The 13426-nt window shown below is 50.8% G+C and carries 11 protein-coding genes; all 11 read left to right on the top strand.

The annotated features are described in order from the left end of the window. The first annotated feature begins 15 nt into the window (after nucleotides 1-15). The 11 genes from rraA (at nucleotide 16) to H8K26_RS04520 (ending at nucleotide 13219) form a co-directional block, all read left to right on the top strand. Nucleotides 16-510, top strand: a complete 495-nt coding sequence (gene rraA, locus H8K26_RS04470) for a ribonuclease E activity regulator RraA (protein ID WP_190477697.1) — start codon at nucleotides 16-18, stop codon at nucleotides 508-510. Between the two features lie 47 nt (nucleotides 511-557). Continuing rightward, nucleotides 558-1400, top strand: a complete 843-nt coding sequence (locus H8K26_RS04475) for a TatD family hydrolase (protein ID WP_190477699.1) — start codon at nucleotides 558-560, stop codon at nucleotides 1398-1400. 1 nt (nucleotide 1401) lies between these two features. Next, the gene (locus tag H8K26_RS04480) at nucleotides 1402-3819 is read left to right on the top strand and encodes a DNA internalization-related competence protein ComEC/Rec2 (protein WP_190477701.1); all 2418 of its coding nucleotides are present in this window, start codon (nucleotides 1402-1404) and stop codon (nucleotides 3817-3819) included. Then, nucleotides 3794-4648 (top strand): alpha/beta fold hydrolase, encoded by an 855-nt coding sequence (locus H8K26_RS04485; protein WP_223826853.1) that lies wholly within the window; start codon nucleotides 3794-3796, stop codon nucleotides 4646-4648. Before H8K26_RS04480 ends, H8K26_RS04485 begins: the two co-directional genes overlap by 26 nt. 3 nt (nucleotides 4649-4651) lie before the next feature. Next, the gene (locus H8K26_RS04490) at nucleotides 4652-5602 is read left to right on the top strand and encodes a lipid A deacylase LpxR family protein (protein WP_190477703.1); all 951 of its coding nucleotides are present in this window, start codon (nucleotides 4652-4654) and stop codon (nucleotides 5600-5602) included. A 99-nt stretch (nucleotides 5603-5701) separates the two neighbouring features. Beyond that, the gene (locus tag H8K26_RS04495) at nucleotides 5702-7339 is read left to right on the top strand and encodes a CTP synthase (protein WP_190477704.1); all 1638 of its coding nucleotides are present in this window, start codon (nucleotides 5702-5704) and stop codon (nucleotides 7337-7339) included. A 2-nt stretch (nucleotides 7340-7341) separates the two neighbouring features. Continuing rightward, on the top strand, nucleotides 7342-8196 hold the full coding sequence (gene kdsA / locus H8K26_RS04500) for a 3-deoxy-8-phosphooctulonate synthase (RefSeq protein ID WP_190477706.1): 855 nt from the start codon (nucleotides 7342-7344) through the stop codon (nucleotides 8194-8196). A gap of 197 nt (nucleotides 8197-8393) precedes the next feature. Then, nucleotides 8394-9677: a phosphopyruvate hydratase gene (gene eno / locus H8K26_RS04505; RefSeq protein WP_190477708.1), complete on the top strand. Its 1284-nt coding sequence runs from the start codon at nucleotides 8394-8396 to the stop codon at nucleotides 9675-9677. Between the two features lie 71 nt (nucleotides 9678-9748). Then, on the top strand, nucleotides 9749-10090 hold the full coding sequence (ftsB, locus tag H8K26_RS04510; RefSeq protein WP_186885596.1) for a cell division protein FtsB: 342 nt from the start codon (nucleotides 9749-9751) through the stop codon (nucleotides 10088-10090). 226 nt (nucleotides 10091-10316) lie between these two features. Then, nucleotides 10317-11837: a 3-hydroxyacyl-CoA dehydrogenase gene (locus tag H8K26_RS04515; protein ID WP_223826854.1), complete on the top strand. Its 1521-nt coding sequence runs from the start codon at nucleotides 10317-10319 to the stop codon at nucleotides 11835-11837. 206 nt (nucleotides 11838-12043) lie between these two features. Continuing rightward, nucleotides 12044-13219: an acyl-CoA dehydrogenase gene (locus tag H8K26_RS04520; RefSeq protein ID WP_222610865.1), complete on the top strand. Its 1176-nt coding sequence runs from the start codon at nucleotides 12044-12046 to the stop codon at nucleotides 13217-13219. Nucleotides 13220-13426 lie beyond the last annotated feature (207 nt).

Below are 13426 nucleotides of genomic sequence, written 5' to 3' on the forward strand. Positions count from 1 at the left end.
GAAAGAGGACAACTCATGAGCTTTGCAAGCTGCGATATCTGTGATGCTAACGAAGATAAATTGGCGAGCGGTGAGCTGGCAGCACTGCCACCGGTATTCAAGAGTTACGGGGCGATGACAAAGTTCAGCGGACCTGCTACCACCCTGAAAGCGTTTGAAGATAATGGCATGGTGCGCTCAGTGCTGGAGACTCCGGGTAACGGTCATGTTCTCGTGATTGATGGCGGAGGAAGTCTGCGCTGTGCTTTAGTTGGCGGCAATCTGGCGGTGCTGGCTGAGAAAAATGGCTGGGCCGGTATCGTCGTTCATGGTTGTATTCGCGATGTCGATGAAATTAACGCCTGTAACATCGGTGTCCGCGCGTTGGCTGCGATGCCCGTCAAGAGCGTCAAACGGGGCGGCGGTGAGCAGAATCTGCGCATCGCTATTGCTGGCGTTGCGGTTTCTCCAGGAGACTGGATCTACGCGGATGCCGATGGCGTGCTGGTCGCCAGACAACAATTACACTGACCCGCAAACGCTGTGATACAGAAAAAGACTTAAGGAAAGTTATCTGCATGTGGATAGACACACACTGCCATCTTGATGCTTCTGAATTTGCCGGGGCATCCCTTGCTCTGGCTGAGGCAGCGGCGAAATCAGGTGTGTCTGCAATCGTGATTCCTGCAGTACATAAAAATAATTTTGCCGCCGTCGAAGCTTTATCGCAACAACGTGAGGATTGTTTTTACGCGCTCGGTATTCATCCTATGTATGTGCCGACTTCGGATGAAAAAGACTTATTGTTTTTGCGTGAAAAAGTGGCTGCATTGATGAACCGGGACAACACGTCAAATGTGGTGACAGATGTGCAGAATCAACAGCCTGCGAATCGCTTTGTCGCCATCGGTGAAATCGGGCTCGATTTTTTTGTCCCCGCGTTGAAAGAAAGTCCTTTGCGGGAAAAGCAGGAATTTTTTTTTAGCGAGCAACTGAAAATTGCCCGCGAGTTTGAACTTCCGGTGTTACTACATGTGCGACGTTCGCAGGACACGGTACTCAAGTATCTGCGCCGTATTCGCGTACTGGGTGGTATTGCCCATGCGTTTAACGGCAGCCATCAGCAGGCGCAGACATTTATCGATCTCGGTTTTAAGCTGGGGCTGGGTGGGGCGATGACCTATACGCGTGCGTTGCAAATCAGGCGGCTGGCGACAGAGTTACCCCTGACTTCGCTGGTGTTGGAAACAGATGCGCCGGACATGTCTCCGAGTTGGATTCCGCACGCGATCAATACACCGGCAGAATTGCCCGCCATTGCTGCGGTGCTTGCCGGGTTGCGCGGCGTGACGCCTGCCGACGTCGGCATGGCAACGACCGCCAATGCACAGGCGGTGCTGCCGCGCATGCGCAGATCCTGATATGCAGGCACTGTGCATCGGCCTTGCGATCGGTGTCACTTTGTTGCAGCAGCAAGCTGCCTTGCTGGAGGTGCATACTCTTTTCTTGATGTTGTTTGCTGCAGTCTTGCTGATGCTGGCAAGCTACCGTTTTTCTATCTATCAGAAACTGCCTGCCGTCGTAAGAGTGTTATGCCAGATGCTGTTTGCTGGCATTGTTGGCTTTGTCTGGGCCAGTCTGTTCGCCCATTTTTATCTGACGAGGTCTTTGCCGGCAAAGTATGAAGGCAAAGATCTGGTTGTGCTGGGAACGATAGATAGTTTGCCCGCAAATTTTGACCAGGGTGAACGATTTAATTTTGCTGTGGAACACGTTATCAGTCCCGATTTATCGGTCGACGAGCAGCGACATTTTCCAGAAAAACTCGCTCTGTCGGCGTATCAAGGCACTGAAGATTTGCATGTGCGGCCGGGCGAGCGTTGGCAATTCAATCTGCGTTTAAAACGCCCACATGGTTCTGCTAATCCACATGGCTTTGATTACGAGGTCTGGTTGCTGGAGCAGGGAATACGCGCAACGGGAACCGTCAGACCAGCATCATCTGCTTATCCGAATCAACGTCTGCAAGAATTTGTCTGGAATATTTCTAACGTCGTTGAGCGTTGCCGCGCCACGCTGCGCGATCATATTCATGCCGCGTTGCCCGGGAAAGCCTATGCCGGAGTGATTGTTGCGCTGGTGATCGGCGACCAGCGCGAAATCTCACAATCGGACTGGACGGTGTTCAATCGGGCAGGGATTGGGCACCTCATCAGCATCTCAGGATTACACATCACAATGATCGCCGGTTTGTTCGCCGGGCTGATTTCTTTTCTCTGGCGACATTCGTTTTTCCTCAACTTATCACTGCCGTTGATGGTGCCTGCGCAAAAAGTAGCGGCGCTTGCCGGAGCGGTTATTGCGTTTTTGTATGTGGCATTAGCGGGATTTGGTGTGCCCGCGCAGCGTACCTTATACATGCTGTGCGTCGTTGCGCTGGCCGTCTGGAATGGTCGGGTGACCAGTTTTTCATCGGTATTGTGTCTGGCACTGGGATTGGTTGTGGTACTTGATCCGTGGGCCGTGCTGTCGGCCGGATTTTGGCTTTCTTTCGGCGCGGTCGGCGTTATTTTATTTGCTGTAGTTGGCTATGAAGACAGTGGTGCTGTCACCCAGCGACAGCAGCTTGCATCGTCCTTGCGTGTGGCGACGCGAACGCAGTATGCCGTGACCGTGGGGTTGGTTCCTCTGACGATGTTTTTGTTTGGGCAGTTTTCCCTGATCAGTCCGCTTGCCAACGCCGTCGCGATTCCTCTGATCAGTTTTGTTGTGACACCTCTCGCTTTGCTGGGAAGCGTTCTGCCTTCAGGTGCGTCTGCTGTGGTGTTGTCGCTGGCGCATGACACTGTGCAAATGCTGGCAACTGTTCTGAGTTGGCTGAGCACTTTCCCGGCAGCCGTATGGACTGCGGCTTATCCTCCTTTCTGGGTGTTTGCGCTGGCACTGGCAGGTGTTGTCTGGATGCTGCTACCGAAAGCCTGGCCTATGCGCTGGCTAGGGATATTTTGCTGTCTGCCTTTAATTTCTTTTCAGCTCGTGCCAGTCGCTGAGGGGCAACTGAAAGTGACTGCGCTGGATGTTGGGCAGGGCATGGCTTTGTTAATCGAGACCAGCACACATCGGCTGTTGTATGACACCGGCCCGGCTTATTCTGCGGAATCGGATAGCGGCAGCAGAATTATTTTGCCTTACCTGAAAGCGCAAGGTATCAATGGGCTCGATGCCATGATCGTGTCGCATAACGACAGCGATCATTCGGGTGGTGCATTGAGCATACTGAAGCAAATGCCTGTCAGTCTGGTGCTGAGTTCATTGAATTCTGACAGTGCGATTGTGGCTGAATCGCGACAACATCGGCGTTGCCAGTCCGGTCAGGTATGGCGCTGGGATGGCATTTTGTTCGAGATATTGCAGCCGGGTGCGGCGAGCTATGACAGTACGAAATGGAAGCCGAATGCGCGCAGTTGCGTCTTGAAAGTATCGACCAGTCATTACGCCATGTTATTGCCGGGAGATATCGAGGCAGTGCAGGAAGATGAGCTGGTGAACAGTATTCCGGATAAGCTCAGAGCTGATGTGTTGCTGGCGCCGCATCACGGCAGCGGCACATCGTCCACGCCGGAGTTTCTGCAAGCTGTGCGGCCAGAGTTAGCTATTTTTCAGTTGGGCTATCTGAATCGTTACCACCATCCTAAAACTGAAGTGTGGAATCGCTACGCCGATTTTGGAATAAAACGTCTAAGAACCGATGAATCGGGTGCAATCACATTACAATTCGGTACATCATTGCAGTTTTCTCAATTCAGACAGGAGCATGCGCGTTATTGGTACGCACAATAATGCAGTATTCATTATGGTGGAAAAAACCGCTAAGCCAGTCCTTCATTTTGTTCATGGGAATAGTTTCCCTTCCGGTACTTACAGGCTTTTTCTTGATCAGTTGCGTGATGTCTATGATGTGCATTCCACGGATATGGTTGGTCATAACGCTGCTTATCCAGTGACGGATGGCTGGCCTTGCCTCGTGCAGGAATTGATAGCAACTCTGCTTGAACGCTACACACAACCAGTGATACTGGTGGGGCACTCTCTGGGCGGCATTCTCTGCTTGCTTGCTGCTTCTGAACGTCCAGATTTGGTAAGGGGCGTGGTTGTTCTGGATTCGCCTATCGTCGCTGGCTGGCGCGCTTTCCTGCTGCGTATATTCAAGGCATTTGATCTGGATAAAAAAGTGTCGCCAGCACGCTTTGCTGAAAAGCGCAGGCATATCTGGAAAGATAAGGAAGCAGCCTACCAGCATTTCGCTGCCAAAGAATTATTCGCCATCTGGCCGCCTGAGGTATTGTGGGATTACATACATGCAGGCGTTAAGCCTTGTCCTGAAGGTGTGACTTTACGTTTTACACGCGAAGTGGAAACAGCAATTTATCGTACCTTGCCGCACAATTTGGGACGTTTGCTGCGGCAGCCACCGCAGGTACCTATCGGTTTTGTCGGTGGAACTGAGTCTGTTGAGTGTCGTCAGGCGGGAGACTTTTACACTAAAAAACTGATGGGTAAGCACTACACCCTGATACAGGGTGGGCATCTGATCCCGATGGAAGTGCCCTTGCAAACAGCGGCTGCGGTTCTGCAGATGCTGACTGAATTAAATTTATATCCGAAATAAAAAATGATGAGATCAAGAAAATTAGTTTTATCTTTGTCTGCGCTGACGACGTTGTGTCTGAGCAGTTTTGCTTTTGCCGACGACAGCGTTATCTTGCCATCCTGGTCTGAATTTGTGCAGGTCAGGGAATCGGGAAAAGCCATCTGGCAACTGGAAATTGAAAACGATAGTCTGTTGATGAATAAGGACGATCGTTTTTATACCAGCGGTAATCATTTGCAGCAAAGCTTTGTCCGTCAGACAGCCGAGCAATCGACCGAATACGGATGGCGTATTGGGCAGGATTTATATACATCGTCCGACATCAAACTACTGCCGTCGCAGTTGGCGCGAAATGACCATCCCTATGCCGGCTGGTTATATGCCGGGGTGTTCGGTCAGAAAACGCAGATGACAGGACGCAGCTGGCGCTGGAGCGTGGATGTTGGCTGCCTCGGACCTTGCGCTGGCGGCGAGTGGACGCAAAATCATCTGCACCGTATTTTGCAGCAGGCGCAGCCTCAAGCCTGGAGCACGCAATTGCGCAACGAGTGGGGTCTGGTTTTGGGTACAGAAATGTCGCCGGGACGTTTATTGCCGTTTGAGGGAGTGGATATTTCGCCACGCTTCAAAGCGCGGTTCGGCAATATATTTACGGATGCCAGCGCACAACTGGAGTTGCGTGCCGGCACCTTGAATCGCCTGCCGCACCAGCCTGCAAGTTATGCATTTGCCAGAGCAGAGGCAAAAGTCGTGGGCTATAACGCAACGATACAAGGCGGCTACTTCAATAACGAACAGGGAAAGCTCACACCTAAACGATCTGGCGGCGAAATAGAGTTGGGTTATTTATGGCAGGCTGAAAAATATGCTGTCAGTGCATCCGTGTTGCGAAGAGCAAATGAAATCAAGGAAATATCGGATGCGACTGGCGCACAAAATTTTGTCAGATTGCAATTTTCTTATGCGATGTAAGGCAAAATAAGTTGTTAGTGCGAAGGGGGAATTCGCGTACATGTCCGAGAGTGATGTATAATTCGAATTTCCCGCTTGTGCCGTTCGGCACCTTCTGCAATGACTAAGTTTGTATTCGTTACGGGGGGCGTAGTCTCCTCATTGGGTAAAGGCATCGCTGCCGCCTCTCTCGCCGCCATCCTTGAATCGCGCGGCCTCAAAGTTACCATGCTCAAACTGGATCCGTACATTAACGTTGATCCGGGTACCATGAGCCCATTCCAGCACGGTGAAGTATTTGTGACCGATGACGGTGCTGAGACTGATCTGGATCTGGGACACTATGAGCGTTTTATTTCTTCAAAAATGAAGAAAGTAAACAATTTCACGACCGGTCAGATTTATGAATCTGTGATCCGCAAAGAACGTCGCGGCGAATATCTCGGTAAGACCGTGCAGGTGATTCCGCATATCACCAATGAAATTCAGGAATTTATTTACCGTGGTGCTGAAGGCGCAGATGTGGCGCTGGTTGAAATCGGTGGTACCGTCGGTGATATCGAATCATTGCCTTTCCTTGAAGCCGCACGTCAGTTGAGTCTGCGCGCAGGGCGCAACGCCGCTGCCTTCGTACATCTGACGCTGGTGCCTTACGTCGCCGCTGCCGGTGAATTGAAAACCAAACCAACGCAGCACAGCGTACAAAAACTGCGCGAGATCGGTATCTTCCCAGATGCCTTATTGTGCCGCGCTGACCGCCGTATCCCTGATGATGAACGGGCGAAAATTTCTTTGTTTGCCAACGTTGCAGAAGACGCAGTGATTTCTGTGTGGGATGCCGACACCATCTATAAAATTCCTCAGATGTTGCATGATCAGGGGCTGGATAAAATCGTATGTGACAAACTTGCTTTGTCACCGAAACCAGCAGATTTGTCCATGTGGGACAAACTGATCTATGCGCTGGAAAATCCAAAAGAAGAAGTGACTATCGGCATGGTTGGTAAGTATGTCGATCTGACCGAGTCTTATAAATCGTTGACAGAAGCGTTGCGTCACGCCGGTATTCATACCGAAAGCCGCGTGAATATCGAGTACGTTGATTCCGAAGAAATCGAAGCGCATGGTACAAAGGCGCTGGAAAAATATGATGCGATTCTGGTACCAGGCGGATTCGGTAAACGCGGCGTCGAAGGTAAGATTCTTGCTGCGCGCTATGCACGCGAAAACAAAATACCTTACCTCGGCATCTGCCTCGGTATGCAGGTTGCGTTGATTGAATATGCCCGTAACAAAGCTGGACTGACATTGGCAAATTCCACAGAGTTTGACCCTGAGACAGAGCAACCAGTGGTTGCGCTGATCAACGAATGGCAAAACCATGACGGCAAAGTTGAGAGTCGCGATGAAAATTCAGATCTTGGTGGCACGATGCGTTTAGGTGCGCAGACTTGCGAGATTAAACCAGGCACGCTGGCTGCAGAAATTTACGGTAGTGCAGTGACCGAGCGTCACCGTCACCGCTATGAAGCGAATAACCATTACCTGGATCGTGTTGAAGCGGCTGGTCTGGTGGTCTCTTCCCGTACAGCGACAGAAGGTCTGTGCGAGATCATGGAATTGCCGCGTGATGTGCATCCTTGGTACATGGGTGTTCAATACCATCCGGAATTCAAATCAACTCCACGTGATGGTCACCCATTGTTCATTTCTTTCGCCAAAGCTGCACTTGCCCATAAAAAGGCTCAAGGAAAATAAGCATGAAATTATGCGGATTTGATGTTGGTCTCGACCAGCCGTTCTTCTTAATCGCTGGTCCTTGTGTGATCGAATCTCAGCAAATGGCGTTTGATACTGCAGGTCAGTTGAAAGAGATTACGCAAGTATTGGGGATTCCGTTTATCTACAAATCCTCTTTTGACAAAGCGAATCGTTCGTCCGGTACTTCTTTCCGCGGCCTCGGCATGGAAAAGGGATTGGACATTCTGGCTGAAGTTAAAAAGCAGATTGGTGTTCCAGTATTGACGGACATCCATGCGATAGATGAAATCGCGCCAGTTGCGGCGGTGGTCGATGTGCTGCAAACGCCCGCTTTTCTGTGCCGTCAGACTGACTTCATCGAAGCTTGTGGTCGCTCCGGTAAGCCAGTGAATATCAAGAAGGGGCAGTTTCTGGCACCGCATGATATGGTCAACGTGATTGCTAAAGCGCGAGCAGCGGCGAAAGCGGCTGGTCTGAATGAAGATAATTTCATGGCCTGTGAACGTGGTGCTTCGTTCGGCTATAACAATCTGGTGTCAGATATGCGCTCGCTGGCGATTATGCGTGAAACCAATTGCCCGGTCGTTTTCGATGCAACGCATTCTGTGCAATTGCCAGGTGGGCAAGGTACAACATCAGGTGGGCAGCGTGAGTTCGTGCCTGTGCTGGCGCGTGCCGCGGTTGCGGTTGGCGTTTCTGGTTTGTTTATGGAAACACATCCGAATCCGGCGGTGGCAATGTCTGATGGTCCGAATGCAGTACCTTTGGGACGCATGAAAGAGTTGTTAGCCACTCTGATTGATCTGGATCGTGTGGTTAAAAAGAACGGATTCCTCGAATCCAGCTTCGCATAAATTGACATGTGCATGATTCGCCGCTGTCGACAGTGAATGGCAGCCGGCGAAAGATAAAGCGACGTTTTCTCCGCGATGTCCGGCTCTGTGATGAGTGGGGCGTCGCGATAGTTTTATCTGCAGCTTGGTTTTCCGCTGTGTGCAGAGTCAGAACAGGTTTTACTTTGTTATCTATATTGATCGTTGAGGAGAATTAAATGAGTGCCATCGTTGATATTATCGGTCGTGAAATTATCGATTCACGCGGTAACCCGACAGTTGAATGTGACGTTTTGCTGGAATCAGGCGTCATGGGGCGCGCGGCGGTACCATCCGGTGCTTCTACCGGTTCACGTGAAGCAATTGAATTGCGCGATGGCGACAAATCCCGTTACCTCGGTAAAGGCGTTTTGAAAGCCTGCGAACACATCAATACTGAAATCGCTGAAGCGATCATGGGTCTGGATGCAAACGAGCAAGCTTTTCTTGACCGCACGCTGATCGATCTCGACGGTACAGAAAACAAAGCCCGCCTCGGTGCCAATGCGATTCTGGCGGTATCGATGGCTGTGGCGAAAGCAGCAGCAGAAGAAGCTGGCTTGCCTTTGTATCGTTATTTCGGCGGTTCCGGCGCAATGCAATTGCCCGTGCCTATGATGAACGTCATCAACGGTGGTGCCCACGCAGACAATAATCTGGATATTCAGGAATTCATGATTATCCCGGTTGGCGCGCCGACTTTCCGTGAAGCGATTCGCTACGGCGCGGAAGTATTCCATGCCCTGAAAAAAATTCTGCACGACAAAGGTCTGACAACAGCCGTTGGTGATGAAGGTGGTTTTGCTCCTTCCGTTGATAATCATGAGTCTGCGATCAAAATGATCATACAGGCGATTGAAGCAGCAGGTTACGAGCCTGGTACACAGATTGCTCTGGGTCTGGATTGTGCTGCATCTGAATTCTACAAAGATGGCAAATACCACCTCGAAGGCGAAGGCCTGACACTGTCTTCTACAGATTTCACCAATCTGCTGGCGACTTGGGTCGATAAATATCCTATCATCTCTATCGAAGATGCAATGGCAGAAGGCGATTGGGAAGGTTGGGCGATTCTGACCGAAAAACTGGGTAAAAAAGTACAGTTAGTTGGCGACGATCTGTTCGTGACCAACACCAAGATCCTGAAAGAAGGCATACAGAAAAATATCGCCAATTCTATCCTGATCAAAATCAACCAGATCGGTACGCTGACTGAAACTTTTGCTGCGATTGAAATGGCAAAACGTGCTGGTTACACAGCAGTGATTTCTCATCGTTCCGGTGAAACTGAAGACAGCACGATTGCTGATATCGCTGTCGGTATGAATGCGTTGCAGATCAAAACCGGCTCCATGTCGCGTTCTGACCGCATGGCAAAATACAACCAGTTACTGCGTATTGAAGAAGATTTGGGTGAAATTGCGAGCTATCCAGGCCGTGATGCATTCTACAATCTGAAGTGATCTGGTAACATGGTGCAAAAAAGGGGAACGCTGTTCCCCTTTTTACTATTTTTATTCTGATGTGAGTCTTTGTGCGACTGATTGCTGTTTCCTTCGTTATTTTGCTGGCGCTGATCCAATATCCTTTGTGGTTGGGGAAGGGCGGCTGGTTGCGTGTGTGGGAATTTGAACGTCAGGTCGCTCAGGCGCAAAGTCAGAATGAAAAACTCAAAGAACGTAATGCCAAACTGGAATCGGAAGTCGCCGATCTGAAAACCGGTACCGACTCTGTCGAAGAGCGTGCCCGGTTTGAATTAGGCATGATCAAAAAAGATGAGATTTTTGTTCAGATTCTGGATAAAAATGCGCCATCTCCCGCTTCTGTCACCAGCACTTCTCCCGCCGAAAAGTCGCAAGCCGTCATTAGTCACTGATTCATCCCCGATTCGACGCTGATGCAACGCGGATGTTGTTGCTATTCTTTTTTCTGTTTTTTTCTTAGTTTTTTCTTTGCTTTATTAACGTGAAGTTGCCACGTCTCGCGTTATCATAAGAAAACAGTTGAAAAATATCCAATGATGTCAGTCTTTCTGTGTGCCTGAATTCTGCATGATGAAAACGGGCAAACAGCTTGAATGTAATGATGCAGGAGTCGTGAATATGATACGAGTAGTCGCTGTCGTTGGTGCCGGTGCGATGGGGCGCGGCATTGCGCAGATCAGTGCTCAGGCTGGCTTGCAGGTATTGTTATTCGACACAAATGCGGCGGTTGTTGAAAAAGCCCGGGCTGATATTTTTGCGCAGTGGGATAAGTTGCAGCAAAAAGAAAAAATCACCCATCATCAATGTTCTGTCGCTAAATCAAAACTACATATCGTCAATGAGTTGCAGGCACTGGCTGCCAGCGATCTGGTGATCGAAGCCGTCGTCGAAAATATTGACATCAAACGCGATCTTTTCCGCCAGCTTGATCAGATTGTTCGCGACGATTGCATACTGGCGACGAATACATCATCCCTTTCTGTGACTGCGATTGCCGCTTCCGGCAAGCTGCCGCAACGCGTGGCCGGACTACATTTTTTCAATCCCGTGCCGCTGATGAAAGTGGTTGAAGTGATCGACGGCTTGCTGACCGATGCGACGATAGCGCCACGGCTGATGAGTTTTGTTGGTGAGCTAGGTCATACGCCCGTCAGGGCAAAAGATACCCCCGGCTTTATCGTTAATCACGCTGGCCGCGCATACGTGACGGAGGCGTTGCGGCTGCTGCAGGAAAACGTGGCGGACTTTTCCCAGATCGACCAGATCATGCGCGACGCTGCGGGGTTCAGGCTGGGGCCGTTTGAATTGATGGATCTGACCGGCCTCGACGTCTCACATCCGGTGATGGAAGCGATCTACCACCAATATTATGAAGAGCCACGTTATCGCCCCAGCGTGATTGCCGCACAACGCGTGCAGGCGGGCATACTCGGGCGCAAAACCGGGCGCGGGTTTTACACGTATCCGGCGGAGCCAGTCGCACCACGGCTACCTGACAGCACAGCCTGGACAGGTAAAGTCTGGCTCAGTCATGAAAATATGCTGGCGTCAGATGCCCTGACTGATTTATTTGTGCGTAGTGACGTCATCATCGATGAGAATGAGGCGCCATCGCCAGAATCAATTTGCATCGTCAGCCCTGATGGCGAGGATGTGAGTACCTGTGTTGCGCGGCTGGGATTAGACGCTCGCCGTACGCTGGGAATCGATAGTCTGACCGGCTGTCACGGCCACCTGACTCTGATGTTGAATCCGGCATCCGATCCGGCTTTGGCACAGCGATTGGCGCTGAGTTTGGGTAAATATGGGCAGTCTGTGAGCCTGATACGCGATAGCTACGGCTTTGTCGTGCAGCGTATGCTGGCAAGTATCGTCAATGTTGCTTGCGATATTGTGCAGCAGGGCATCTGTACGCCGCAGGATCTGGATAAAGCGGTCGTTGCTGGCCTGGCTTATCCAATCGGGCCGCTCGCGTGGGGCGACAAACTGGGTGCTTTGCGTATACTATTGATACTAAGAAATTTGTTGAACAGCACAGGTGATCCCCGTTATCGCCCTAGTCCGTGGCTGGTGCGCAGGGCGCAACTGGGTTTATCGCTGTTGCACGTATCACCTGCAGAAGGAATCTCTGTCAGTTAAGAGATTCCGGTACGGTAGCCCGATACATGGAAAACAAATTTCAAGAGACAGCAATCAGAGTGGAAAGCAGTGCATGAATCAGGATAAATCACTGGCGTATGAAGGCATATCAAAATACGTTGTCAGCTTCATCCGTCCGGTGTATGCGGTTTATGTGCTTGCGGGATTCAGATTAATAAAATTCAAAAATCATTCAGGAGAATTTGATGGCCAAGGCAGTATTCAGTTGGGAAGATCCTTTATTGTTGTCCTCGCAGTTAACGGATGAAGAGCGCATGGTACAAGATGCCGCCCGCGCTTATTGCGAAGAAAAGCTGGCGCCGCGTGTGCTGGAGGCTTTCCGTCACGAGCGCACTGATCCATCGATTTTCCGTGAAATGGGCGAGCTGGGTCTGCTTGGTTCTATGATCCCTTCCCAATATGGTGGTGCGGGCCTGAATTACGTTTGTTATGGTCTGGTCGCGCGTGAAGTCGAGCGCATTGATTCCGGCTACCGCTCTATGATGAGCGTGCAAAGTTCGCTGGTGATGGTGCCTATCAATGAATTCGGTAGTGAAGCGCAAAAGCAGAAATATTTGCCGAAACTGGCGTCGGGTGAATACATAGGATGCTTCGGCCTGACAGAGCCAGATCACGGTTCTGACCCCGGCAGCATGGTCACTCGCGCCAAAACGGTACCGGGCGGCTATTTGCTGACGGGCGCCAAAATGTGGATCACCAATAGCCCGATTGCCGATATTTTTGTGGTGTGGGCAAAAACAGATGATGGCCGTATCCGCGGCTTTATTCTGGAAAAAGGCTGGGAAGGTCTGACTGCACCGGCGATACACGGCAAGGTAGGCTTACGTGCATCCATTACCGGTGAAATTGTGATGGATGAGGTTTTTGTTCCCGAAGAAAACCTGTTGCCGCATGTCGAAGGCTTGAAAGGGCCATTCACCTGTCTGAATTCAGCGCGTTATGGTATCGCTTGGGGTGCGTTGGGTGCGGCAGAATTTTGCTGGCACACGGCACGCCAGTACACACTCGACCGTCTGCAATTCGGTCGCCCGCTGGCGGCAAATCAGCTCGTGCAGAAAAAGCTGGCGGATATGCAGACCGAAATCACACTGGCGCTGCAAGGTTGCCTGCGCTTGGGACGCATGAAAGACGAAGGCACGGCCGCAGTCGAAATCACCTCTATCATGAAGCGTAATTCCTGCGGTAAGTCGCTCGAAATCGCCCGCACTGCACGCGATATGCTGGGCGGCAACGGTATTTCAGATGAGTATGGCATTGCGCGCCATCTGGTGAACCTGGAAGTTGTGAACACCTACGAGGGCACACATGATATTCACGCCCTGATTCTGGGCCGGGCGCAAACGGGGATCGCCGCATTCTGATTGCGTCGCCATTCAAAAAAAACCGCAGTGTTCGCTGCGGTTTTTTTATTTCTGGATACTGCTGACAACTGCATCGTATCGGCCGGGTGTGGCGCACACATCTGCCTTCCAGATTCAAAAAAAATAGCAATTCCAGGGGAGTATATTGCGTTTTTTGCTTATTCTCAGCGTAAATGCTGGGCTTTAAAATATACTCCGGGGAGTATA

The sequence above is a fragment of the Cognatundibacterium aquatile genome, from assembly GCF_014699135.1.
Taxonomy (GTDB): domain Bacteria; phylum Pseudomonadota; class Gammaproteobacteria; order Burkholderiales; family Burkholderiaceae_D; genus Undibacterium; species Undibacterium aquatile.